Here is a 23,123-nt window from a genome sequence, read left to right as displayed (position 1 = left end):
TCTAAAAAGTGTACGTGGAATTCGTGAGTTCTTTTTAGAACAGGAAGCCTGCAACGAGGCCAATCAGGGCAAGTGCCTCAACGAAGGCGATACCCAGGAACATGGTGGTACGCAGCTGGCCGGCCATCTCTGGCTGACGTGCCATACCCTCAACGGTCTTACCGACCAGCATGCCGATGCCGATACCAGGGCCGATGGTAGCGAGGCCGTAGCCGATGGTGCCGAGACCGGTGTATTCGGTAGCGGCTGCTGCCTGAGCAAGAATGATGTCGTTCATGTGAAAGTCGTTCCCTTTCTTGGTGTTTGCTTGCAACGCTTCCTGCAAACAAACGAGTGACAATTTGTATGGGGTTTATTCAGTTTGACCAGTAGGTTGCGCTTTGTTAGTGCGCGTCTGCATGCAGCGACAGTTCGATGTACACCGCAGTCAACAGAGCGAAGATGTACGCCTGCAGGAAGATAATGATTAACTCATACAGGGTGAACAGCAACGCCGCGATCAGGGTCAGCCCTGACACACTCGTCCAGGCCGAGATCTGCCAGAAGAAGAAGTTCGTAGCAGAGTACAGCAGAACGAGAATGATGTGGCCAGCCAGGAAGTTCGCCATAAGACGAAGTGCCAGCGTGACCGGACGCAGAATGAACGTCGAGAAGAACTCGATCGGCACAACAAGGAAGTGCAGAGCGAACGGCAACCCAGGAATCACGGTCGAGTGCTTGAAGAAGGCAACGCCGTAGCGCTGCACGCCCGCGTAGATCATCGCGATGTAGGCGACAACGGCCAACACAATCGGCATACCGATACGTGCGTTTGGCGAGATGTTGAGGCCAGGGATGATCGTGGCGACATTCATGAACAGGATCGTGAAGAAGATTGTCGCGATTACCGGCAAGAAGCGCCGGCCCTCTTTCTTCCCCAGCGTGTCTTCGGCGATGTGGATGCGGACGAAATCCACGCCCAACTCACCGATATTCTGCAGACCCTTAGGAACCAGTTTTGGCTTCCTAAAAGCAATAACAAAGAGGACCACCAGTACTGCCGCCATGAACAGGCGAACCAGCATGATACGGTCCAGCGCGAACCAGCCATTGGCGAAATCTTCACCAATAAACTGGTCGAACGTGTGCCCCGGGAAAAATTCTGGACCCAATTGGGGTGCGTGGAATGTACCCTTCATGGCCAAAGTTGTAACGCTCAGCGTTCTCTCCCGTTCTCGGGCCGCACTTAATGTGCGGTGCGATGGACGTCTCCAACAAGCTGTCTCCGTGGCGGACTCCGTCGCACATCTTCTACCACGGGACAGGGGATGTATTTTCGTGCTTCTTCCAGCGAAAAATAAGGAAGCAGCAAACCTTAACTAACCCGCCCGATACTTTAACAGGTCACAGCGTATTTTCACGCTTTAGGGGGTCTTCCAAAGCTTCTTCTGAGCATTTTTCGGTACCACGCCATTAAATATGGCTGGTACTGGCGTTTTCACCTAAAATGTTACTTCCCCCACACCCGTTCCAAAAAGGGGTAGACACCCACAAATTCGGTAGTAATTCCCCTACATTCCGACATAGAAAAGCGTTGCCACCCCAAGGCGAGGGGGTAGCAACGCAAATGTCTGTACGCCTTAAGGCTTCTGAATATATGCCGTTCGTACGCTCAGTACCCCCATGGCTTCGGCGCCTAACGCAACAACAAGTGCCGCGATCGTAGTTACGCCGAATGCTGTCGAGTCGTAAAACGTCGCGTTCCGAAGCCCAAGCAAGATAAGCACGATGACGACCATCTTGATGAGCCAACCGCCGAGTACGACAGCCATCGTGGTTGTAGGGGTGGAATTTGACGTCACAAGAACACTGATAGCGGTCAACAGCACAAAGCCACCACCAATACCGACCCCCATCAATACAGCCCAAAGACCTGGCGCGCCGCTGACGGCTCCCCATGCCATCAGCGAGATGATAAGCAGCGCCAGCAATGCCAACGTTCCAAAGCGCAGTGCACGCAGCAGCGGCCGCCGTTGGTTCTCATACTGCTCAGTGTCTGACACTTCCAGGTTCGGCGTCACAGGGTTCTTTGGAGTATCCACGATTGGACATCCTACACAGATACAGGGCCAATCTTGCCTTTCAGCCATGGAATGAGCGTCGCAACAAAGGCCACCACCAACGAAAGGACGGTAAAAGCTACAGCAAATCGGGTGGGGACGATCGAAAAGCTCACCGCACCGAGGGCTACTGCAGAAATCCACATGTAGAGCACCAATACCGTGCGTCGGTGCGTATGACCGAGGCGAAGCAGTCGGTGGTGAATATGTCCGGCGTCTGCCTCCCACGGTCGCTGTCCACGAATCACCCGTCGAATAACCGCCCAAATCAGGTCAAGCAACGGCAAGGCAATTGCAGCAAGCACAACGATGATTGGGCTCACTAATGCCACCATGTCCGCAGCCCCATAGAGTGACATGTTGATCTTGCCCGACGCTGACGTCGACGCGGCTGCCAGCAGCAATCCAATAAGCATCGCGCCTGAGTCCCCCATGAAAATTCGGGCAGGCTCGAAATTATGCGGCAAGAACCCGGCACAAATTCCGACGAGAATCGAGCAAATGATCGCCGGCGGGTAGGCCGAAACAGCACCACCCTGGTCGTGGAGCACAGTGAGGGAGAAGAGAAGGATAGCTCCCCCGGCGATCATCCCCAGGCCAGCAGCGAGTCCGTCAATGCCATCAACAAAGTTCACAGCGTTGATAATCAACACAGTGAAGAACGCGGACAACAACATACCCTGCACTTGATCGAGGATTAGCGTGGTCCCCTCCCCAAACGGGACGTAAAAGACGGTAAAGACCAGTCCAAGAAAGCTCATGAGGCCAGCTACCAAGAGTTGTCCGCACAGCTTTACGACGGCCCCAAGCTCGTAGAGGTCGTCGATAATTCCAAGAATCACGATGCCGCTCGCACCAGCGAAGACTGCCGTCATCTCAGGCGTCACCGGTGCGAACCCACGTGTGAGCGCCGGGAGCTGCTGCGCAAGAAAAAGGGCGCACACGAGCCCTGTAAACATGGCAAGGCCACCGACAGAAGGCGTCGGCTGGGTATGCACATCGCGTTTGCGGATCTCTGCCACCCTGCCCGTCCGAACGAGCGCTGTGCGCACCACGCCTGTGAGCAGGTAGGTGATCGCTGCGGCAACAAGCAGAACCAAGCCCAATTCACGCAGCGGGACTCCGGCGCCGCCCATCTACTTCCTCCGCAACTGCTCTGGGTCAAGTTTTAGGACTTGAGCAATGCGTTCCGTGCTGATAGCTCCCTCTCGCAGGATGACTGGGCTAGGGCCAGAAATATCGATAATCGTTGACGGGGTGCCAACTTCGGCGGGCCCACCCTCGAGATACACGCCGACTGCCTCCCCGAACTGCTGGCGTGCAGCAGCCGCGTTGAGCGCTGGTGGATTGCCCGTCAGGTTCGCCGACGAGACCGCCATCGGGCCAGTTCGCTGCAGAAGTTCAAGCGCCAGGGGTTGATTCGGCATCCGCAACAACACGGTGCCACGAGTGTCGCCGAGATTCCAGGGAAGGCTCGGGGCTTCCGGAACGACGATCGAAAGCCCTCCCGGCCAAAATGCTTCAACAAGAGTTTTAGCGGTGTCCGTGAACTCCCGCACGAGCCCCTGGATAGTAGTCCAAGACCCTACCAACACTGGTACTGGCATATCGGGGCCCCGCCGCTTCGTTGCCAGCAGTGTCGCCACCGCCTGGTTATTAAATGCGTCGGCGCCGATGCCGTAGACGGTGTCAGTAGGAAGGACGATGCAGCGCCCCTCTTTCACTGCGGCTTCTGCTGCCTGCAGTCCTTGTTCGCGTTCTTCTGGTTCGAGGCACTGGAAAACCCTACTCGCCATAATGCTCCTCGTCTCCTTTGTTCAGTACCGGACTAGCTTACTCGCTCCGCTTCCGGGCACAGACAAAGCGTTGCTTTCCGGTGAGGTCCGCTAACCGCTCCACTCGTTCGAACGTGCCGGATGCTGTAACGGCGTCGACAGTCAGGTCAGAAGTTGCGTCATCATGTTCAACTGCAAATACTCCGCCCGGTTTCAGCAGCGCCGCAGCCACCGGCACCAGGCCACGTATCGCATCCATACCGTCGTCTCCGGAAAAGACTGCCTCTGGTGGGTCTACGTAGACCTCTGGGTCCAGACCGTCGGTATTGGGAACGTACGGCGGGTTGCTTACCACCATGTCTACGGTGCCATGCAGCGTAGACAACAAGTTGTGATCAGTCATGTCCCCTTCGACGATCCGGACGTTCAAGCCGAGTTCATCGCGATTTCGTTGGGCATACTCGCGAGCAGCTTCGGACCGCTCCACCGCGATCACCTCGGCGCACGGTGCCGCATGCGCGATGTAGAGCGCGAGCGCACCCGAACCAGTGCCCAGATCCACGACAGTGGGCGCCTGCGAAGTGGCGGACTGCTGCAATGTCTTCACTGCCCAATCGGCTAGGACCTCGGTCTCCGGCCGCGGGATAAACACACCCGGTCCGACACGCAGCGTCAAAGGCCCAAACGGCGCGGCTCCAACGATGTGCTGGAGTGGTTCGCGCGATGCCCGGCGTTGAATCGCTGCTTCAAACGCTGTTTCAAACTCCTGGTCAACGTCGAGGAACAGTACGTTCATCGGGGTGTCGTCGAGAAGCCAGGCAGCGATCAACCTCGCGTCGACTGCTGGCGTGGCAACGCCCGCGGCCGCAAGCATCTGCGCGCCACGGGCGATGACCTGTTGAGCGGGTTGTTTACTCGGCTTCAAGTCGTTCCTGCCGCTCGTGTGTCTGCAACGCCGTAATCAGATCGTCCATGTTGCCATCGAGCACCGTGTCAAGGTTGTTCGCCTTGTAGTTGATGCGGTGATCCGAGATACGATTCTCGGGCCAGTTATAGGTCCGAATGCGCTCGGAGCGGTCCATAGTCCGCACCTGGGAAGCGCGTCCCTCGGCGGCTTCGGCCTCGGCCTTCTCGCGCTCGAGCTGGTCAAGGCGAGCTTGCAACACCTGCATTGCGCGGGCGCGGTTCTGAATCTGCGAGCGCTCGTTCTGACAGGTCACCACGATATTCGTCGGCAGGTGGGTAATACGCACGGCGGAGTCAGTGGTGTTCACACCCTGGCCGCCCTTGCCGGAGGATCGGTAGACATCAACGCGAATGTCTTTCTCATCAATATTTACCGACGCCACTTCGTCCGGCTCCGGGAACACATATACACCCGCGGCCGACGTCTGAATGCGGCCCTGCGACTCGGTGACTGGCACGCGCTGCACACGGTGTACGCCACCCTCAAATTTCAGCTTGGACCATGCACCGTCACGTGACGGCGTCTTCGCCTTCACCGCGACGGTCATATCCTTTACGCCGCCAAGGTCCGACTCAGACAAGTCGAGTACTTCCCAGGTCAAGCCATGCTTCTCGCAGTACTTTTGATACATGCGGGCGAGATCACCAGCGAAGAGGGCCGCCTCTTCACCGCCAGCACCGGCCTTGAGCTCCATGATGATGTCATCACCATCGTGCTCGTCGCGAGGTGCGAGCAGGTCTGCGAGCTCCTCCTCAAGCGCGACGATCTCTTTCGCAAGACGTTCAGCTTCTTCGGCGAACTCTTTGTCTTCGTACGCCATCTCAGCCGCAGCTTCGTGGTCTTCCCTCGCCTGGTTCAGCGCGTCGTTGACCTTGATGATCGGCTGCAGTTCGGCGTAGCGCTTTGAAAGCTTCCGGAATTTATCCTGGTCGCCCGCAATTTCTGGGTCGCCCATTTGGGCCTGAATGCCCTCATATTCGGCGACGTAGTCGTCGACAAGCGAAACTTCGCCAGCCATTAGATGTACTCCTCTGCGTCTTGATCAGCCACCATTGGTGCCGAGTTGGCGACGCCCATCAGGAACTCGCCGTTGCTCTTCGTCTTCTTCAACTGCTTGATCAGCATGTCGATGGACTGCTGCGGGTCAAGTGCCGACAGGATTCGACGCAACTTGTGCATCACGCGCGCTTCATCCGGCCCCATAAGCAGGTCATCCTTGCGGGTACCAGACGGGTTGACGTCGACAGCTGGGAAGACCCGGCGTTCCGCGATCTTACGATCAAGCTTCAGCTCGGCGTTACCGGTGCCCTTGAACTCCTCAAAGATGACGGTGTCACCAGCGGAGCCAGTCTCCACCATCGCCGTAGCGATGATCGTAAGCGAGCCACCCTCCTCGATGTTGCGCGCAGCACCCAGGAAACGCTTCGGCGGGTACAGTGCGTTGGAATCAACACCACCGGACAGGATACGGCCCGATGCCGGCGAAGAATTGTTGTACGCGCGACCCAGACGCGTGATCGAGTCGAGGAGGACAACAACGTCTTGCCCCATCTCAACGAGGCGCTTGGCGCGTTCAATCGCGAGCTCCGCGACAGCGGTGTGCTCTGACGGCGGGCGGTCGAAGGTGGAGGCGATAACCTCACCCTTCACACTGCGCTGCATGTCCGTGACTTCCTCAGGACGCTCGTCAACGAGAACGACCATCAGGTAGCACTCTGGGTTGTTCTTCGCGATTGCGTTCGCGATGTTCTGCAGAATTGTCGTCTTACCAGCCTTTGGAGGGGAGACGATCAGTGCACGCTGACCCTTACCAATCGGCATGACCAGGTCGATCACTCGCGTGGTCAGGATGTTTGGCTCTGTCTCCAGGCGCAGACGCTTATTCGGATACAGCGGGGTCAGCTTGTGGAATTGCTTGCGCTGCTTAGCGTCCTCTGGCGTCATGCCGTTCACGGAATCGACACGGACCAACTGGTTGTAGCGCTGGCGGTTGCGGCCAGAGCCATGCTGGTGACCCTGCCCGTTCGCGCGCACCTGACCGATGACCGCATCGCCGGAGCGCAACCCATTCGCCCGAACGAGGCGGTTGTTCACGTACACATCTGCGCTGCTCTGACGGTAACCAGTGGTGCGGATAAATGCAGCATTGTTGTCAATGACGTCGACGATGCCGGCTACTTCCTGCAGCTCTTCTGGTGGGATGTTCTGGTTATCCTGCTGGTCACGGTTGTTGTCACGGCCGCGGCGTCCACGACGGCCACGGCGTCCACGACGGCCTCCCCCGTCTTCGTCATGGTCGCGGTTGTTACGACCGCCGCGGTCATTGCGTTGGTTGCGGCCGCGGCCGCCGTTGCCGTCGTTGTTGTTTTCAGACTTCTCGTCGGCCGAGCCGTTATCGTGCTTTTCGGGCTTATCGTTCTTCTCGTCGTTCGAGTGCTTCTGTTCTGCGTCGGCATCGTGGGACTCATGATTGTGTCGCGCACGGTTTCGGCGAGCACGGCGTGCCGCAGATCGGGACTCATAGCGCCCCTCGTGCTGCCCGGACTGCTGCTCTTTGCCCTTTTCCTCTTTGCCCGTCTTGTCGCCTTGTTCCTCACTATTTTCAGCGGGATCTGCGGCCTTGCGGGTGGCGCGGCGACGGTTGTCGCTGTGAGTTTCCTCTTCTACTGCCTTCGCAGGAGCCTTTCCAGGCACGGTGCCAGTAGTAATTGCTTGGATAAGCTCGCCCTTCCGCAGACCGGAGACACCTTTGAGGCCTTTTTCTGCAGCAAGTTTGCGCAGTTCAGGAATCTTCAGCGCTTGAAGGTCAGTTCCTGCTGCGTTTCCCGTATCTGTCACGGATGTCCTTTCGTCACTTCGCCAGCAAAGAGAGTGAACACTGATTCGAAGCTTTCGTGTGCATTGTGTCGTTTCGTTCACTGTGCGCTGCAACTTCGTTAGCAGTAACTGAATTGCCTGCGCGCTCCCCCATGGTCAGTGAAAACCATGTAATAAAACTACGCCACTGCACGTAGATTGCAAAAAGGGGAAGCGGATCGATGAGGTTGGCTGCGCAGCAAAGTTCGTGCGATGCGCATGATCCGCCTCGTATTGTATCGCATGATTGAATTGCGCGTGCTTCATTCGCGCTAAAGTGGTGCCCATGCTTTCAACGATGCAGGAAGTGCCGTTTTCCGTCGGTCGCATTTTGGAGTATGGGCGCACCGCTCACGCCTCGACGAAGTGTACGACGTGGGGGCCCACGGGCGCCGAAGAGTGCACGTTTGCGGACATTGGCGCGCGGGCCAGCGCTTTTGCCAACGCTGCGGAAAACTTGCTGGGCATTGACGGGGACCAGCGCGTGGCTACGTTCATGTTTAACTGCTCCGAGCATATTGAGGTGATGTTTGGTACCGCCGCGAAAGGCGCCGTCTTCACCCCACTGAATATTCAGTTGATGCCGGATCAGATTGCCTATGTGGTGAACCATTCAGAGGCGAAGGTCATTGTGGCTGATCCGCGGCTAGCTGAAAAGCTTGGCCGAGTGATGGAGATGTGCCCGCTGGTTGAGCACATTGTCTTTATTGGCGCTCTGCTCAGCGACGACGTCCTTGGGTTGTCGTTCGGAGCTGCCAAGGTGCATAGCTACGAGCAGCTTCTCGACGGCCAAGCAACACGGTACTCGTGGCCGGAACTGCCAGAAAACACTGCAGCCGCACTGGTGTATTCGACAGCAACGACTGGCGCGCCAAAAGGCGTGGCGTATTCGCACCGCTCTCTTTGGCTCGAGGCGATGACGCTTCGCTCAACGGATTCACTAGCGATTACGCACGGCGAGTCTTTCCTGTGCTGCATCCCCATCTATCACGTGTTGAGCTGGGGCGTACCGTTCGCAGCGTACGTCACCGGCGCACCGATGGTACTACCAGGTGCCGACGTTTCCGCACCGACGCTTGCAACGATTATTGCCTCGACGCACCCACGCGTAGCGCACGGCGTACCGACGCTGTGGATCCAGCTAATGGTGCACTATCTGCATACGCCGCCTGAGCGCATGAGTTTGCAGGAGATCTTCGTCGGAGGCTCTCCTGCCCCGCCTGCACTGATCAAGGTGTGGGAGGAACGCTACGGTGTCGACGTCGTCCACGTGTGGGGCATGACGGAAACGTCTACTGTCGGCACGGTGGCACGCCCGCCATCAGGCGCTTCAGGCGAAGCTCGCCAGGCGTATCGTGTGTCCCAGGGACGGTTTGTGCCATGGCTGGAATACCGCGTGGTCAACGATGGAGAGGTGATGGCATCAACTGACCTTTCACAAGGCGAGATGCAGGTGCGAGGAAATTTGGTTGCCAACGGCTACTACCACTCGCCAACCCAAGAAAAGGGCGAGTTGGCCTCGACGTTCCGGGGCAAAGAGATTAATGACGCCCGCCACCACTTCACTGAAGACGGCTGGCTGCGCACTGGTGATGTCGGAACAGTCACCGCCGATGGCTACATGACGTTGTACGACCGTGCACGCGACGTTATCCGATCTGGTGGCGAATGGATCTATTCCGCGCAGGTGGAAAACCTCATCATGGAAGCCGAAGATGTCATCGAGTGCGCTGTGATTGGCTTCCCCGACCGCCAGTGGGGCGAGCGCCCACTGGCTATTACCGTGCTTTTGGACGATATCCCGCGCACCGCGGAAACAGCGGAGCGGCTGCGAAAGAACCTCGCCGATGTGTTACCAACATGGATGGCACCTGAGTATTGGACGTTCGTCGATGTGATCGACAAGACTTCGGTGGGCAAGTTTGACAAGAAGGACCTAAGGAAACACCTCGCCAAGGGCGACTATGAGATTATCGCGCTGCCTGGCCCGGGTAACCGCGGAAGGAAGGCACAAACACCCGAGCAATAAATACGGGTTTTTCACTGCTAATTCTTGACCTGGCGTATTTCGTACTTATTATTGACAGCACTATGCCCATTCACCTTCCTCTTGCATCGCCGTTAGCGTCCCGCGCAGCTTCCGACGGTCCACTCGCACCAAACGCCAGCTTGGACCCAGGTGAGCAGCCCGCCCCGCGCACGCTCGACGATCGTTTTGGGCGTACGGCACGAGACCTCCGGGTCAGCCTTACCGACCGCTGCAACCTGCGCTGCACGTACTGCATGCCTGCAGAGGGCCTTGAATGGATGCCAACTGAAGAGGCACTCACCGACGAGGAGACTATCCGGCTGATCCGCCTGGCTGTGGAGCACCTCGGCATCCGCCAGGTGCGTTTCACAGGGGGCGAGCCACTCCTGCGGCGCTCGTTGGAACGCATCATCAGTGAGACGAAGACCATGCGCACCGACGAGGGCGTCGCACCCTCAACTGCGGTCACCACGAATGCCCTGGGCCTTGCGCGCCGGGCGCAGGGGCTTGCCGACGCCGGCCTCGACAGAGTGAATGTGTCGCTCGATACCACGGATCGGGAGCTCTACGCACAGCTCACCCGCAGAGACCGCATTGACGACGTGTTTGCGGGCATCGACGCCGCAGTGGAAGCAGGCCTTCAGCCGGTGAAGGTCAACGCGGTAGTGATGCCGGACATCAACGAAGACGGTGTCACAGACCTCGTGCGCTTTGCGCTAGAACGCGGGCTGCAGCTGCGCTTTATCGAACAAATGCCGCTGGGCCCACGCGAGCAGTGGAAGCGCACCGACATGGTGACGGCGCATGACTTGGTTGAGCGCCTCCGCCACGATTTCACGCTTACACCTGCCGTCGAGCCACGGGGTTCTGCACCCGCTGCCCTATGGGATGTCACAGACGGTACTCGCAGCGGCAAGCTTGGGATTATCGCGTCTGTGACACACCCTTTCTGTGGCGCCTGCGACCGAACCCGCCTCACGACTGACGGCTCCATCCGGTCCTGCCTGTTCTCGAAAGCGGCCGACGAGGTCTCGCTTCGCGACGTCATGCGTGGGGGTGCCTCCGACGCGGAGCTCGCGGACCTCTGGTCGAAAGCCATGTGGCTGAAGAAGCCCGGACACGGCATTGATGACGAGGGCTTCCTGCAGCCGGAGCGCCTCATGAGCGAAATCGGTGGTTAAGAACTAATGAACACTCTCCCTTCGGTCAACGAACATTTGGCCCGTGTCCTGGCTGCGGCGCGGCCCCGTATTAAGCGCGACGTCCCATTAGGTGACTGCGTAGGCCAGGTACTCGCAGCCGACGTCGTGGCACGGTTCCCAGTGCCACCTTTTTCAAACTCGGCGGTCGACGGCTTCATAGCCCACGAGTTGGATCTATTCGGTGACGGGCCGTGGGTACTGCCTGTAGCTGGTGAGATCCCGGCCGGACATGACGCAATCGATTGTCCAGCTGGCCACGCAGTCCGAATCATGACTGGCGCACCGATGCCGCAACAGGACGGTCTTCATGTCGTCCCCGTCGAGCAGACGAATATCCCTCGAGGCCCTTATCCTCTCCCTGACGAGGTCCAGATTACTTCTGTTGACCTTGGCCGTTCCCACATCCGACATGCTGGTGAGAATGTCGGCGTCGGTGAAGTCGTTGCGCGAGAGGGAACACGGATTGATGCTGGCACACTCGCCGCACTTGTCGCCACTGGTGTCCGCGCTGTGGACGTTTTCGAACGCCCGACCGTCGCAGTCGTCTCTACTGGCGACGAGCTCGTTGCCTGGCCCGGCGACATTCGCGGCGCGCAAATTCCCGATTCAAACCTGCCAATGGTGGCGACGCTTCTGCGCGAAAGCGGCTACGCCAAGGTATTCACGATGCACGCTGATGACGATACGCAATCGACCGAGGTTTTACTCCAGCAGGCCGCGCAGCAGGCAGACATCGTGGTCACCACCGGCGGAGTCAGCGCTGGAGCGTACGACGTGGTCCGCACTGTCACAGCCTCCTCACCAGATATGTGGTTCGGCCATGTCGCCCAGCGCCCGGGAAGTCCGCAGGGCGTTGGACGTTGGTCTGAAGCTGCATTTATTTGCCTGCCCGGAAATCCAGTTGCGGCGTTCGTCTCGTGCGCGCTGTACGCGATCCCGTTACTGCGTGCGAGTGCAGGAAACCACACGCGTTGCAGCATGGACGAGCGAACAATGGTGGAAGCGGACGTCGATACGCACTTCCCCGCCCCGCGTGCTGATCGTCATGTATTCGTACCTGTGCGCCTGCACACCGAACACGGTGCTGTCCGCGCTGAAGCCTTTGCCGGCGGACATGGCGGCTCCGGATTCGTTGCTTCCCTACCTGCAGTGGACGGAATCGCGGTCCTTGCCCCTGGAACCGACGCCCCCACTCGCATCCCAGTGATGCTGTTTTAGAAATAGAAAGACGTAACATGAAATTCACTCATCTCGATGCTGCTGGCCAGGCCTACATGGTCGATGTCACGGAGAAGCAACCAACGGTCCGGAATGCGACTGCGCAAGGCGAGGTCGCTTGCTCCCCTGAGGTGATGCAGGCGTTGCGCGAAGGCACTGTGCCGAAGGGCGACGTGTTGGCGGTTGCTCGTGTCGCAGGCATTTCGGCTGCGAAGCGCGTGCCAGATCTCCTCCCACTTGCGCACACGATTGGAGTGCACGGCTGCGTTGTCGACGTCGAACTTCGCGATGACCACGTGTTTATCGAGGCCACGGTGCGCACCGCCGACCGGACTGGCGTCGAAATGGAAGCACTCACCGCGGTCAGCGTTGCGGCGCTTGCCATCGTCGACATGGTCAAAGGCGTTGACCGGTCCGCATTTGTACGCCGCATGGGAATCGTCGCGAAGTCCGGCGGCCGCTCCGGCGACTGGTCACGGGAACTCCCCGAGGCGTAGCGTGCGAGACGAGTGGGAGGATGTCGGCGTCGTTGTACTCGCCGGGGGGCGATCCACACGGATGGGCGCTGATAAAGCACAGGTGAAAGTCAACGGCACTCGCCTCGTTGACGCGGTGTGCTCTCTCATCCCGGATGGGGTGCCGCGCATCGTGGTGAGCCCACGGCCGCTCGGAGTGCCCACGGTGAGTGAGGATCCACCGTTCGGGGGTCCCGTCGCGGGGATTGCTGCGGGGCTCTCGCGTATCGACGCCCCCTTCGTCGCCGTCGTCTCCGTCGACGCACCGCGCTCCCCTGAGCTGATCCCTCTCCTTGCACAGCGCGTCCGCGACGGCGCCGACGTTGCGGTCATTGAAGCGGTTGACGGCTACCTGCAACCGCTGTGCGCGGTGTGGAACCGCACCTCTTTGGTAGCGGCGCTCGATGCTGCTGGAACGCGCGACATTCCCGCAAAGCGACTCCTCGACGCAGTGAAATCCGTGGCGCGCGTCCAGGGCACAGGTGCTGAGCGCGACTACGATACACGCGAGGAACTCCATACGCTCGGGAACGTGGAGTTCCCTTCTACCGAATAGCTCCTGCTTAGCGAACCCATTCTGTCAGGCTCGGCCAAAGCACGAGGATCACACCAAGGGTGTCGCTCACACCACCCCGTGAACTCGGGGTATTGACGATGAGGCTCGCGCCGGGTTCACGCGACGTAAGTCCAATCACGCCCCGACACAGCCCAGCACGTGGGGAGTGTTCCAGCCCCGCGATGAGTACTTGCGTTTCGATGCCGTGGAGCCGTGTACTGATGAACTCCTCGGTGACTTCGGGGGTGAGATTGCGTGGTCCGAGTCCCGTACCGCCACAGGTGAGAATGAGTGAATTTCCACCTTCCACCGCTTGTGCCATTGCATTCCGGAGCGCTTCATCACCTTCTGGAATGATGACGGGTTGTGCGACCTGAAATCCAGCTTCAGTGAGCAACCGGGTGGCTGCGGGGGATGCTTTGTCTTTTCGCTCACCCCCGAAAACCCGGTCCGAAACGACGATAACGACCGCTGTGGGGGCCGTAGTTGATTCCATGAAGTGTTCCTTCCCTGCACAAACACCAGCATCTGTACAAATCACCGAATTACGACACACATATGTTGCGTAATAATACACGGCTTTTCTCGTGGATAAGTTGATAGTAGCAGTTCACTGCCACTATCCTTAATAGTAGTTTCGGGTATTTCTAACATTTTTATCCACCCGGACCACATAGACCTTTATCGTATTTTTGAAGAGGATTTCACCCCATGTCCAAGCTCGACACCTCCCAACGGGTACTCACCGGTTGGGACACTGAAGATCCAGAAAAGTGGGACGCCGGAATCGCATGGCGCACACTTTGGATCACCACAATTTCGATGTTCTTCGGGTTCGTCACCTGGTACATCGTTGCGGCGGTCGCGCCGCGCCTCAATGAGATCGGGTTCGACCTCACTGCTGCACAGCTTTACTGGCTGACTGCAGTCCCAGGACTGGCGGCTGGTATCTTCCGCCTGATTTGGATGTTCTTGCCACCAGTTCTTGGTACCCGAAAGCTCATTACGCTTTCGACAGCACTCTTCCTCATCCCACTGGTCGGCTGGTATTTTGCGGTCCAGAGTCCTGAGACTTCATTCGCGACGCTCATGATCCTGTCCTTTATGACAGGTATCGGCAGCGGTATCTTCTCAGGCTTTATGCCGTCGACGGGGTACTTCTTCCCGAAGGCAAAGTCCGGTACGGCGCTCGGCCTCCAGGCAGGCCTGGGCAACCTCGGCATGTCGTTCGTACTGTTGCTGGCGCCTTGGCTCATCGGCATCACGATGATCGGCACGATCGAGGCTTCGGATGGTTCAGGTACCGCGATCAACGTGCATAACGTTCCGGCCTTCTTCGTCCCTTGGGTCATCATCATGGTCATCGTGTCCTGGCTGATGCTGAAGGACGTTCCGGTGAAGGCAAACTTCCGCCAGCAGATCGATATTTTCGGAAACAAGAATACTTGGATCCTCACCATCATTTACGTGATGACGTTCGGCGCCGTCTCCGGATTCGGCGCTCAGCTCGCGCTCTTGATGAAGAACTCCTTCGGCGACAACGCGACGAAGCTGCTCGGTTGGGCATTCATGTACGCCCTGCTCGGGGCCCTGGTTCGCGCACTGTGGGGCCCACTGTGCGACAAGTACGGCGGCGCAATCTGGACGTTCGTCGCTGGTGTTGGCATGACGGTCACCACTGCAATTGCCGCAATTTTCCTTGCCCGTGGTGGTGACGCCGCGGCACCGTTCTTTTACACCATGCTGGCCATGTCTGTCTTCGCTGGCATCGGCAACGCTGGCACATTCAAGCAGATGCCAATGATTCTGCCGAAGCGCCAGGCAGGCGGTGTTATCGGGTTCAGCGGCGCGATCGGAGCATTCGGACCGTTCATCGTTGGTGTGCTGCTCACGCTGATGAGCGCACCAACGTTCTTCTGGGGCTGCGTAGTCTACTTCACCTTCGCTACGGCACTCGCATGGATCTACTACGCCCGCCCGAACGCACCGTTCCCTGGCTAACAGCCATTTCATTCACGACCCCGTTTTCTCACTTTCATTCAAGGAGATTGTGAACCATGACTGATGCGACACAGTCCAACCCGCTGTTTAAACTTGGTGGGTTCGTTCGCAAAGGCGACGTCACGCCTTCCGGCCAGCAGATTTTCCTCGAAGGTGGCCGCCAAGCCGACGTGTTCTACCGCAACCGTTGGTCCTTCGACAAGATGGTGCGCTCCACACACGGTGTGAACTGCACCGGTTCCTGTTCCTGGAAGGTCTACGTCAAAGATGGCGTCATCACCTGGGAATCCCAGGCCGTTGACTACCCCACCACTGGCCCTGACTTCCCAGAGTACGAACCTCGAGGGTGCCCACGTGGCGCATCCTTTTCCTGGTACACCTACTCGCCTACGCGCATCCGCTACCCGTACGTGCGCAGCGCATTGCTGGAGATGTACCGCCACGAAAAGAAGCAGCACGACGGCGACCCGGTACTCGCCTGGCGTGCGATCCAGGAAGACCCAGTCAAGCGTCGCGCCTACGTCGGTGCCCGCGGCAAGGGTGGCCTGGTGCGCGTTGCTTACGAAGAAGCCGTCGAGATCGCCGCTGCAGCACACGTTTACACCATCAAGCAGTGGGGCCCGGACCGCATTGCAGGTTTCACGGTGATTCCTGCGATGAGCCAGGTCTCGTACTCTGCTGGTACCCGTTTCTTGGGGCTGATCGGTGGCGCGATGCTGTCCTTCTACGACTGGTATGCGGACCTTCCCCCTGCCTCCCCGCAGACATTCGGCGATCAGACTGACGTGCCAGAGTCCGGTGACTGGTTCAACTCTTCTTACCTGATGATGTGGGGCTCGAACATCCCGGTGACCCGCACCCCGGACTCCCACTTCATGACCGAGGTGCGCTACAAGGGCACCAAGATCGTCGTGGTCTCCCCGGACTACAACGATGCCGCGAAGTTCGCCGACGAGTGGATGCGCATGTCGCCCGGTACCGACGGCGCACTCGCCTTCGCAATGGGCCACGTCATTTTGAGCAAGTTCCACGTAGCGCAGCAGCCGCAGTACTTCATGGACTACATGCTCAAGTACACGGATGCACCGTTCCTGGTGGAGCTCGATCAGCTCGAGGACGGCACGTTCGCTCCCGGAAAGTTCCTTACTGCAGACAAGCTTGAGGACGCCACCCTGGCCAATAGCGATAACGCCCAGTACCGCCTGCTCAACATTGAAGCCGACGGCACCGTTGTCGACCCTGGCGGTACCATCGCAGACCACTACAAGACCGATCCCGGTAAGTGGAATCTCCGCCATGACAACGCCAACCCTGTGATGTCGATGGCGGACACCGACTCCTACGGCACCGCCGAAGTGTGCTTCCCACGCTTCGATATGGACGCTTCTCGCGAGGCTTTGGACTCGGACGGCCCGATCGGCGCTGGTGTCTACCGCCGCGGTGTCCCAGTCCGCGAGGTCGGAGGCCGCACCGTTACCACCGTGTACGACATCATGCTGGCACACTACGGCGTGAACCGTCCGTCGCTGCAGCTGCCAGGCTCCTGGCCGGCCGACTTTAACGACGCCTCCGAGGTCGGCACGCCCGCATGGGCAGAAGAGCTGTCCAATGTTCCTGTTGCGCAGATCGAACGAATCGCCACCGAGTTTGCACAAAACGCGTTGGACTCGAAGGGCCGTTCCCAAATCATCATGGGCGCGGGCGTGAACCACTACGTCCACGCGGACTCTATCTACCGCACTTTCCTTGCGCTGACTTCCATGTGTGGCACCCAGGGTGTCAACGGCGGCGGTTGGGCGCACTACGTGGGCCAGGAGAAGCTGCGTCCTCAGTCGGGTTGGAGCCAGTACGCGTTCGCGAATGACTGGAACCGTCCACCACGGCACATGATCACCACCGGTTTCTACTACCTGACTACGTCCCAGTGGCGTTACGACAACTCGAAGGCCTCAAGGATGGCCTCGCCGCTGGCACGTAAGGGCGCGTCGGAAGATAAGTACCTGTCGGAGACGCTGGTCGAGGCCATGAAGCGTGGTTGGATGCCGTCGTATCCACAGTTCAACCGCAACCCGCTGCTGCTTGCTGAGCAGGCGAAGGAAGCGGGTATGGATGTGAAGGACTACATCGTTGACCAGCTCGAGTCGGGCCAGATGGAGTTCGCTGCCGAGGATCCGGATGCCCCGGAGAACTGGCCTCGCATCTTGCTGAACTGGCGCACGAACCTGATGGGCTCGTCGGCGAAGGGCACCGAGTACTTCCTGCGTCACATGCTGGGCGTCGATTCAGATGTCTCCGCGGAGGAGCTGGCGGAAGGCGAGCGCCCGAAGTCGATTCGCTGGCGCGAAGAGGCACCGATGGGCAAGCTCGATCTGATGATGACTACGGACTTCCGTAATACCTCAACCACCCTGGTGTCAGACATCGTCTTCCCTGCGGCTACCTGGTACGAGAAGAACGACTTGTCCACGACGGACATGCACCCGTTCATCCACACCTTTAACGCTGCGATCAACCCGCCGTGGGAGGCTCGAAGCGACTGGGAGATCTTCCGCGATATGTCCGACGCCGTCTCCCGCATGGCCGGCAAGTGGCTGGGTGTGCAGACGGACGTCGTTACTGCCCCGATCTCCCACGACGCTCCGGATGAGATCAACCCGAACATGGCGAACGGCGTTGTACCGGATGTCAAGGAAGTCGGCATGGTGCCAGGCCAGACGATGCCGAAGCTGGTTCCGGTTGAGCGCGATTACACCAAGGTGTTCGAGAAGTGGATGTCCTTTGGCCCGCTGACAGAGAAGGCCGGCACGAACGTGCACGGCACGCCGTTTAACGTCGAAAAGCAGGTTGGTGAGCTCTTCGGTATGAACGGTGTCGCTGAGACTGCTTCAGCAGGCGACCGCCCAGCGTTGAACTCTGCGGTGAAGGCCGCGCAGGCGATCCTGCACCTGTCCGGTGTATCCAACGGCGAAGTCGCACGCAACGGCTTCGAAAACCTGGGCAAGATGCTCGGCTCGGACACGAGCGAGTTCTGGGAAGGCACCGAGGACGCCCAGATCGTGTGGGACAAGGTCAAGGAACGCCCGCAAGAGGTCATCACCTCGCCGGAGTGGTCCGGTGACAAGCGCGATGGACGTCGCTACACCGCATTCTCCTTGAACTTGGCAATGGACAAGCCATGGAACACGCTTTCCGGTCGTATGCACTACTTCATTGACCACGACTGGTTCATCGACTACGGCGAGCAACTCCCGGTGTTCAAGCCACCGCTGGACCGCATGCGTCTCAACGGCGAGACCGGCCCGGGCGAGATTCTCAAGGGCGAGGACGGCAATCCAGAGATCACGGTGCGCTACCTCACCCCGCACAATAAGTGGTCGATTCACTCGCAATACTTCGACAACCTGCATGTCCTGTCCATCTCCCGCGGTGGCCAGGTCGTCTGGATGTCGGACACGGACGCGCAGAAGATCGGCGTCAAGGACAACGAGTGGGTGGAGCTCTACAACCGCAACGGTGTTGTCTCAGCCCGTGCTGTGGTCACGCACCGTATTCCTGAAGGAACGGTCATTATGAACCACGCGCAGGAACGCACCGTGGGCACACCACTGAACGAGCGTTCCGGCCGACGTGGCGGCACGCACAACTCGCTGACACGCATCACCATTAAGCCACTGCATGTGGCTGGTGGCTACGGTCACTTGACCTACGGATTCAACTACATTGGCCCAACCGGCAACAACCGCGACGAGGTTACCCGCATCCGTCGTCGCTCCCAGGAGGTGCAGTACTAATGCGAGTTATGGCGCAAATTGCCATGGTCATGAACTTGGACAAGTGCATCGGATGCCATACGTGTTCGGTGACCTGTAAGCAGGCATGGACCAACCGTGAAGGCACGGAGTACATCTGGTTCAACAACGTTGAAACCCGTCCCGGCGTGGGCTACCCACGCTCGTGGGAGGACCAGGACAAGTGGAAGGGCGGCTGGAAGCTTGACGGCAGCGGCAAGCTCAAGCCACGTCAGGGTGGGCGCATCAAGCGCCTGGCTACCATCTTCCACAACCCGAACATGCCGACGATCGAGGACTACTACGAGCCGTGGACCTATGAGTACGAGAAGCTCATTAGCGCCCCGGCTGGGCAGAAGACGCAGCCGACTGCGCGTCCGAAGTCGCAGATCACCGGCAAGCCAATCGACACAATCTCCTGGTCTTCGAACTGGGATGACAACCTTGGTGGCTCGACTGCGACCATGGACGAGGACCGCGTCCTGGAGAAGATGAACCTGGAGGTCAAGAAGGAAATTGAAGAGTCCTTCATGTTCTACCTTCCGCGCATCTGCGAGCACTGCCTGAACCCAACGTGTGTGTCTTCCTGCCCGTCGGGCGCGATGTACAAGCGCACGGAGGACGGCATCGTCCTGGTCGACCAGGACAGCTGCCGTGGCTGGCGCATGTGCGTCTCGGGCTGCCCTTACAAGAAGGTGTACTTCAACCACAAGACAGGCAAGGCCGAAAAGTGTACGTTGTGCTACCCGCGTATTGAGGTTGGCCAGCCGACGGTGTGCTCGGAAACCTGCGTGGGCCGCCTGCGCTACCTTGGTGTGCTGCTCTACGACGCGGACCGTGTTGCCGAAGCGGCGTCGACACCCGATGAGAAGGATCTGTTTGAGGCGCAGAAGTCGCTCTTCCTCGACCCCCGCGACCCTGAGGTCGTCCGGGCTGCGACCGAAGAGGGCATCCCTCACTCTTGGATCGAGGCTGCGCAGAACTCCCCGATCTACGATCTGATCTTCACGTACGGTGTGGCGCTGCCGCTACACCCAGAGTTCCGCACACTGCCGATGGTGTGGTACATCCCGTCGCTGTCGCCGATCGTCGATCAGGTGACCAAGACTGGCGCTGACGGCGAAGACCACAAGGTACTGCTCAGCGCGATCTCCAACATGCGTATCCCACTCGAGTACCAGGCTGGCCTGTTCACTGCAGGTGACACCGTCCCAGTCGAGCTTTCGCTGCGTAGGCTCGCCGCGATGCGTTCCTACATGCGCGACATCAACCTAGGCCAGCCGACGAACGAGGCGATTGCGAGCGCAGTCGGTATGACTGGCAAAGACCTGGAAGCGATGTATCGCCTGCTGGCGATCGCCAAGTACGACGACCGCTATGTCATCCCGACCACCTCGCCGGAGACCCCGCGTGGTGTTTCCTCGCTGGATCCGTTTGGTGGCGTCGATCCTGCCAGTGGCGACCTGATGGCCAACCTGGGCATGGGTGCGCCGAGCGCCTGCCACGAAGAGGCCGACAACGCGCAGCCTGGCAAGGTGTCCCTCATGTCGTGGACCGGCGACCGTCCTGACGCGATGTTCCCTACCGCGTTGAAGACTCGCGAGCCGAAGACTGCAAGCGAGAACTACCGCCCTGCTGCTCCGGAAGCATCGACTCCAACGCCGAACCCGGTCGAGGAAGGACCGAGTGCTGACGGCAACGTCGCGCGACGCGAGGGTGAGCAGTAATGAGCACCCGAACCCAAATCGGGGTTGTACCCGAGGAACTAGTGGCACCAGTGGCGTGTGATACGCAGCAGCGTCAGATCGCAGCGATGGCGCTCAGCCTCACGTTGCGGTACCCAGAAGAGGAGTTCTTCTCCACGTTGGAGACCGTCGAGGAACAGCTCGGGCTGCTTCCAGGCCCTATTGCTGCGGAAATCGCGGAGTTCATCGGCAGGGCACGTAGCCTCGGACTTCTGCCACTCCAGGAGCACTACGTCGAGACCTTCGACCAGCGGCGTCGCTGCGCGCTGCACCTCTCCTACTACTCGGTTGGTGATACCCGCCAGCGCGGTGCCGCGATCTTGGCGTTTCGTCAACAGTTGGAAGGTCTAGGGATGGAAGAGATCTCGGAGGAGCTGCCGGACCACCTTTGCGTCGTCCTGGAAGCGCTTGCGTTCGCTGACTCCGACTCCCAACAGCACGCGTTAGAGATGATTGCCGCGCACCGAGACGGCCTCGAGGTGCTGCGTCACGCTCTGGTCGGACTGGGTAGCCCGTACGCTCACTTGCTCACGGCTGTGTGCATGTTGCTGCCCAGCATCGACGAGGAAACTATCGCTCGCTACATCAACCTGATTCGCCAGGGCCCTCCTGCGGAGATGGTCGGTATTGAAACTACTCCCCTGCCGTTTCCAACGGCATCTCCCAACCACAGTTAAAGGACTGAACTCACTATGACTGGTATTGAAGAATTCCTGTGGGTGGCCTTTCCCTGGTTGGCCATCGCTGCGTTTGTCATCGGCATTATCTGGCGCTGGCGCTATGACCAGATGGGCTGGACTACCCACTCGTCACAGATTTACGAATCGAAGTTGCTGCGGCTCTCCTCGCCACTGTTCCACTGGGGCATGGTCTTCGTGGTCATTGGCCACCTCATGGGTCTAGCGATTCCGAAGACTTGGACCCGAGGCATGGGTATCAGCGACCATGCCTACCACCTCATCGCAACGATTCCTGGCACGATTGCGGGTATCGCCGTGGTGTTGGGGTTGCTTGGCTTGCTCTACCGTCGTGTGGTCAACCGTTCGGTGTTCTTATCGACGGCCACCTCCGACAAGTTCATGTATGTGTTCCTGACAATCGCAATCTGCTCCGGCTTTATCGCGACCGTCTCGACGCAGGTCTTCGGTGTGCCCGGCGGCTACGATTACCGCGAAACGATTTCACCGTGGCTGCGCCAGCTGCTGATTTTCAACCCAATGCCGGACCTGATGGTGCAGGCTCCGTGGCAGTTTAAGGTCCACGTGCTTGCTGGCTTCACCTTGATCGCCTGCTGGCCGTTTACCCGACTTGTCCACGCGTTCTCGGCTCCGGTCGGCTACTCCACTAGGCCGTACGTGGTCTACCGCTCGCGCGGTGAAGAGGTCCAGGGCCGCCGCTCTGAGGCCCAGTGGGAGCCGATCCGCTCGAACGGACGTCAATTGAAGCGCTAGTGCTTCAACCCGCTCGCCAGTGCTGCCCCCGGAGCTCTTCTTCCGGGGGCATTCTTCGTGTCTACCCCTTTTTTAAGATAATTTATATTCATATTCAAACCACTACTCGAAGGAGTTCTCATGCGCTCTACTCGCCTTGCCACATTGTTCGTGGCTGCCCTGGCCGCGACCGGTCTGACCGCCTGCGCCGGTGGCACCGATTCCGAAAGCGCCGCCTCAAAAGCACCGACCGCTGAGGCACCCAGCGACCTCATCGTGATGGGCGCGGCTTCCACGCGCGTACTCAACGAGGACCTTTCGGAAATGTCGGAGAACAACCTCGAGTTCGTCAACGCCGGCTCCTCTGACCTGGTGCAGCAACTGAAGGAGGGCGCACCTGGTGACGTGTTGATCACAGCTGACCAGAAGAACATGGACAAGGCTGTCGAAGCGGGCGTCGCAAAAGACCCGAAGGTAGTGGCGACGAACTCGATGGTGCTCGTGGTGCCGAAGGGCAACCCAGCGGACATCAAGAGTGTCGAAGACGTACAGAAGGACGGCGTGAACTTGGTCGTCTGTGACGCCCAGGTTCCTTGCGGCTCCGTGACCAACGAGCTCGTGACGGCGAACAACCTCACCATCAATCCGGTGTCCCTGGAACACAGCGTGTCTGACACCTTGGGCAAGGTTGTCTCGGGCGAGGCTGACGCAGGCTTTGTGTACCGCACCGATGCTGCTGCCGCTGGCGATGCTGTGGAGGTCCTCGATATCCCTCACGCTGACGAGAAGCCGAACTCCCTCGTCGCCGCTGTAACCACCAACACCACCGACGAGGCTGCCGCGCAGAATCTCTTCGAACTGCTTGCAAGCCCAGAAATGGCCGTGGTGTGGGAGAAGTACGGCTTCACCCCTGCTGCGCAACAGTAACCACCGGGTAGAGTC

The 23,123-nt window shown here is 59.2% G+C and carries 19 protein-coding genes and 1 pseudogene; 11 read left to right on the top strand and 9 right to left on the bottom strand.

Translation table 11 applies throughout. The annotated features are described in order from the left end of the window. Window positions 1-34 precede the first annotated feature (34 nt). The 8 genes from HMPREF3170_RS10400 to rho form a co-directional block, all read right to left on the bottom strand. On the bottom strand, window positions 35-277 hold the full coding sequence (locus HMPREF3170_RS10400) for an ATP synthase F0 subunit C (protein ID WP_070362616.1): 243 nt from the start codon (window positions 275-277) through the stop codon (window positions 35-37). A gap of 106 nt (window positions 278-383) precedes the next feature. Then, window positions 384-1,178: a F0F1 ATP synthase subunit A gene (gene atpB / locus HMPREF3170_RS10395; protein ID WP_070362617.1), complete on the bottom strand. Its 795-nt coding sequence runs from the start codon at window positions 1,176-1,178 to the stop codon at window positions 384-386. Window positions 1,179-1,619: 441 nt separating this feature from the next. After that, complete coding sequence (locus HMPREF3170_RS10390; RefSeq protein ID WP_246814968.1) at window positions 1,620-2,081, bottom strand: Cg1360 family ATP-synthase-associated protein; 462 nt, start codon at window positions 2,079-2,081, stop codon at window positions 1,620-1,622. A gap of 11 nt (window positions 2,082-2,092) precedes the next feature. Beyond that, window positions 2,093-3,235, bottom strand: coding sequence for an MraY family glycosyltransferase (locus HMPREF3170_RS10385; protein WP_070362618.1), 1,143 nt, complete (start codon window positions 3,233-3,235; stop codon window positions 2,093-2,095). Further along, window positions 3,236-3,895: an L-threonylcarbamoyladenylate synthase gene (locus HMPREF3170_RS10380; RefSeq protein ID WP_070362619.1), complete on the bottom strand. Its 660-nt coding sequence runs from the start codon at window positions 3,893-3,895 to the stop codon at window positions 3,236-3,238. A gap of 37 nt (window positions 3,896-3,932) precedes the next feature. Next, a complete protein-coding gene (gene prmC / locus HMPREF3170_RS10375) occupies window positions 3,933-4,799 on the bottom strand; it encodes a peptide chain release factor N(5)-glutamine methyltransferase (protein WP_168161645.1) in 867 nt (288 codons plus the stop codon). Continuing rightward, window positions 4,786-5,859 (bottom strand): peptide chain release factor 1, encoded by a 1,074-nt coding sequence (gene prfA / locus HMPREF3170_RS10370; protein WP_070479526.1) that lies wholly within the window; start codon window positions 5,857-5,859, stop codon window positions 4,786-4,788. Before prfA ends, prmC begins: the two co-directional genes overlap by 14 nt. Then, window positions 5,859-7,679, bottom strand: a complete 1,821-nt coding sequence (gene rho / locus HMPREF3170_RS10365; RefSeq protein ID WP_070479525.1) for a transcription termination factor Rho — start codon at window positions 7,677-7,679, stop codon at window positions 5,859-5,861. The genes prfA and rho overlap by 1 nt, the downstream gene beginning before the upstream one ends. Window positions 7,680-7,983: 304 nt before the next feature. Between rho and HMPREF3170_RS10360 the strand changes: the two genes are divergently transcribed. The 5 genes from HMPREF3170_RS10360 to HMPREF3170_RS10340 all read left to right on the top strand — a co-directional run bounded on the left by HMPREF3170_RS10360 (window position 7,984) and on the right by HMPREF3170_RS10340 (window position 13,217). After that, complete coding sequence (locus tag HMPREF3170_RS10360; protein ID WP_070479523.1) at window positions 7,984-9,726, top strand: long-chain fatty-acid--CoA ligase; 1,743 nt, start codon at window positions 7,984-7,986, stop codon at window positions 9,724-9,726. 62 nt (window positions 9,727-9,788) lie between these two features. Next, complete coding sequence (moaA, locus tag HMPREF3170_RS10355) at window positions 9,789-10,907, top strand: GTP 3',8-cyclase MoaA (protein WP_083290982.1); 1,119 nt, start codon at window positions 9,789-9,791, stop codon at window positions 10,905-10,907. A gap of 6 nt (window positions 10,908-10,913) precedes the next feature. Beyond that, window positions 10,914-12,146 (top strand): molybdopterin molybdotransferase MoeA, encoded by a 1,233-nt coding sequence (locus HMPREF3170_RS10350; RefSeq protein WP_070479521.1) that lies wholly within the window; start codon window positions 10,914-10,916, stop codon window positions 12,144-12,146. Between the two features lie 17 nt (window positions 12,147-12,163). Next, complete coding sequence (moaC, locus tag HMPREF3170_RS10345; RefSeq protein WP_070479519.1) at window positions 12,164-12,643, top strand: cyclic pyranopterin monophosphate synthase MoaC; 480 nt, start codon at window positions 12,164-12,166, stop codon at window positions 12,641-12,643. 1 nt (window position 12,644) lies between these two features. Beyond that, the gene (locus tag HMPREF3170_RS10340) at window positions 12,645-13,217 is read left to right on the top strand and encodes a molybdenum cofactor guanylyltransferase (RefSeq protein ID WP_246814967.1); all 573 of its coding nucleotides are present in this window, start codon (window positions 12,645-12,647) and stop codon (window positions 13,215-13,217) included. A gap of 7 nt (window positions 13,218-13,224) precedes the next feature. Here HMPREF3170_RS10340 and HMPREF3170_RS10335 read toward each other — a convergent pair whose 3' ends face one another. After that, window positions 13,225-13,713, bottom strand: coding sequence for a molybdopterin-binding protein (locus tag HMPREF3170_RS10335; protein WP_070479517.1), 489 nt, complete (start codon window positions 13,711-13,713; stop codon window positions 13,225-13,227). Between the two features lie 215 nt (window positions 13,714-13,928). On the opposite strand from HMPREF3170_RS10335, the gene HMPREF3170_RS10330 reads away from it, so the two are divergent. The 6 genes and pseudogenes from HMPREF3170_RS10330 (at window position 13,929) to modA (ending at window position 23,108) form a co-directional block, all read left to right on the top strand. Continuing rightward, on the top strand, window positions 13,929-15,218 hold the full coding sequence (locus HMPREF3170_RS10330) for an MFS transporter (RefSeq protein ID WP_070479515.1): 1,290 nt from the start codon (window positions 13,929-13,931) through the stop codon (window positions 15,216-15,218). A 56-nt stretch (window positions 15,219-15,274) separates the two neighbouring features. Beyond that, window positions 15,275-19,009, top strand: a complete 3,735-nt coding sequence (locus HMPREF3170_RS10325; RefSeq protein WP_070479514.1) for a nitrate reductase subunit alpha — start codon at window positions 15,275-15,277, stop codon at window positions 19,007-19,009. Continuing rightward, window positions 19,009-20,589, top strand: a pseudogene (gene narH, locus HMPREF3170_RS10320) (nitrate reductase subunit beta); the annotation flags it as partial. The gene HMPREF3170_RS10325 and the pseudogene narH, both read left to right, overlap by 1 nt. 143 nt (window positions 20,590-20,732) lie before the next feature. Continuing rightward, window positions 20,733-21,428, top strand: coding sequence for a nitrate reductase molybdenum cofactor assembly chaperone (gene narJ, locus HMPREF3170_RS10315; protein WP_070479512.1), 696 nt, complete (start codon window positions 20,733-20,735; stop codon window positions 21,426-21,428). Between the two features lie 15 nt (window positions 21,429-21,443). Continuing rightward, on the top strand, window positions 21,444-22,202 hold the full coding sequence (gene narI / locus HMPREF3170_RS10310; protein ID WP_070362631.1) for a respiratory nitrate reductase subunit gamma: 759 nt from the start codon (window positions 21,444-21,446) through the stop codon (window positions 22,200-22,202). Window positions 22,203-22,322: 120 nt separating this feature from the next. Then, window positions 22,323-23,108, top strand: a complete 786-nt coding sequence (gene modA / locus HMPREF3170_RS10305) for a molybdate ABC transporter substrate-binding protein (protein ID WP_070362632.1) — start codon at window positions 22,323-22,325, stop codon at window positions 23,106-23,108. Window positions 23,109-23,123 lie beyond the last annotated feature (15 nt).

This window comes from Corynebacterium sp. HMSC08D02, assembly GCF_001807505.1.
Lineage (GTDB): Bacteria > Actinomycetota > Actinomycetes > Mycobacteriales > Mycobacteriaceae > Corynebacterium > Corynebacterium pseudogenitalium.
The sequence above is the reverse complement of the archived record's forward strand: the minus strand, read 5'-3'. Positions and strand labels throughout refer to the sequence as shown.

What these genes read in the sequence shown, in the direction of transcription:
- HMPREF3170_RS10400 (WP_070362616.1), bottom strand. Translation starts at nt 277, where the DNA reads ATGAACGACATCATTCTTGCTCAGGCAGCAGCCGCTACCGAATACACC.
- atpB (WP_070362617.1), bottom strand. Translation starts at nt 1,178, where the DNA reads ATGAAGGGTACATTCCACGCACCCCAATTGGGTCCAGAATTTTTCCCG.
- HMPREF3170_RS10385 (WP_070362618.1), bottom strand. Translation starts at nt 3,235, where the DNA reads ATGGGCGGCGCCGGAGTCCCGCTGCGTGAATTGGGCTTGGTTCTGCTT.
- HMPREF3170_RS10380 (WP_070362619.1), bottom strand. Translation starts at nt 3,895, where the DNA reads ATGGCGAGTAGGGTTTTCCAGTGCCTCGAACCAGAAGAACGCGAACAA.
- prfA (WP_070479526.1), bottom strand. Translation starts at nt 5,859, where the DNA reads ATGGCTGGCGAAGTTTCGCTTGTCGACGACTACGTCGCCGAATATGAG.
- HMPREF3170_RS10360 (WP_070479523.1), top strand. Translation starts at nt 7,984, where the DNA reads ATGCTTTCAACGATGCAGGAAGTGCCGTTTTCCGTCGGTCGCATTTTG.
- moaA (WP_083290982.1), top strand. Translation starts at nt 9,789, where the DNA reads ATGCCCATTCACCTTCCTCTTGCATCGCCGTTAGCGTCCCGCGCAGCT.
- HMPREF3170_RS10350 (WP_070479521.1), top strand. Translation starts at nt 10,914, where the DNA reads ATGAACACTCTCCCTTCGGTCAACGAACATTTGGCCCGTGTCCTGGCT.
- moaC (WP_070479519.1), top strand. Translation starts at nt 12,164, where the DNA reads ATGAAATTCACTCATCTCGATGCTGCTGGCCAGGCCTACATGGTCGAT.
- HMPREF3170_RS10335 (WP_070479517.1), bottom strand. Translation starts at nt 13,713, where the DNA reads ATGGAATCAACTACGGCCCCCACAGCGGTCGTTATCGTCGTTTCGGAC.
- HMPREF3170_RS10330 (WP_070479515.1), top strand. Translation starts at nt 13,929, where the DNA reads ATGTCCAAGCTCGACACCTCCCAACGGGTACTCACCGGTTGGGACACT.
- HMPREF3170_RS10325 (WP_070479514.1), top strand. Translation starts at nt 15,275, where the DNA reads ATGACTGATGCGACACAGTCCAACCCGCTGTTTAAACTTGGTGGGTTC.
- narJ (WP_070479512.1), top strand. Translation starts at nt 20,733, where the DNA reads ATGAGCACCCGAACCCAAATCGGGGTTGTACCCGAGGAACTAGTGGCA.
- narI (WP_070362631.1), top strand. Translation starts at nt 21,444, where the DNA reads ATGACTGGTATTGAAGAATTCCTGTGGGTGGCCTTTCCCTGGTTGGCC.
- modA (WP_070362632.1), top strand. Translation starts at nt 22,323, where the DNA reads ATGCGCTCTACTCGCCTTGCCACATTGTTCGTGGCTGCCCTGGCCGCG.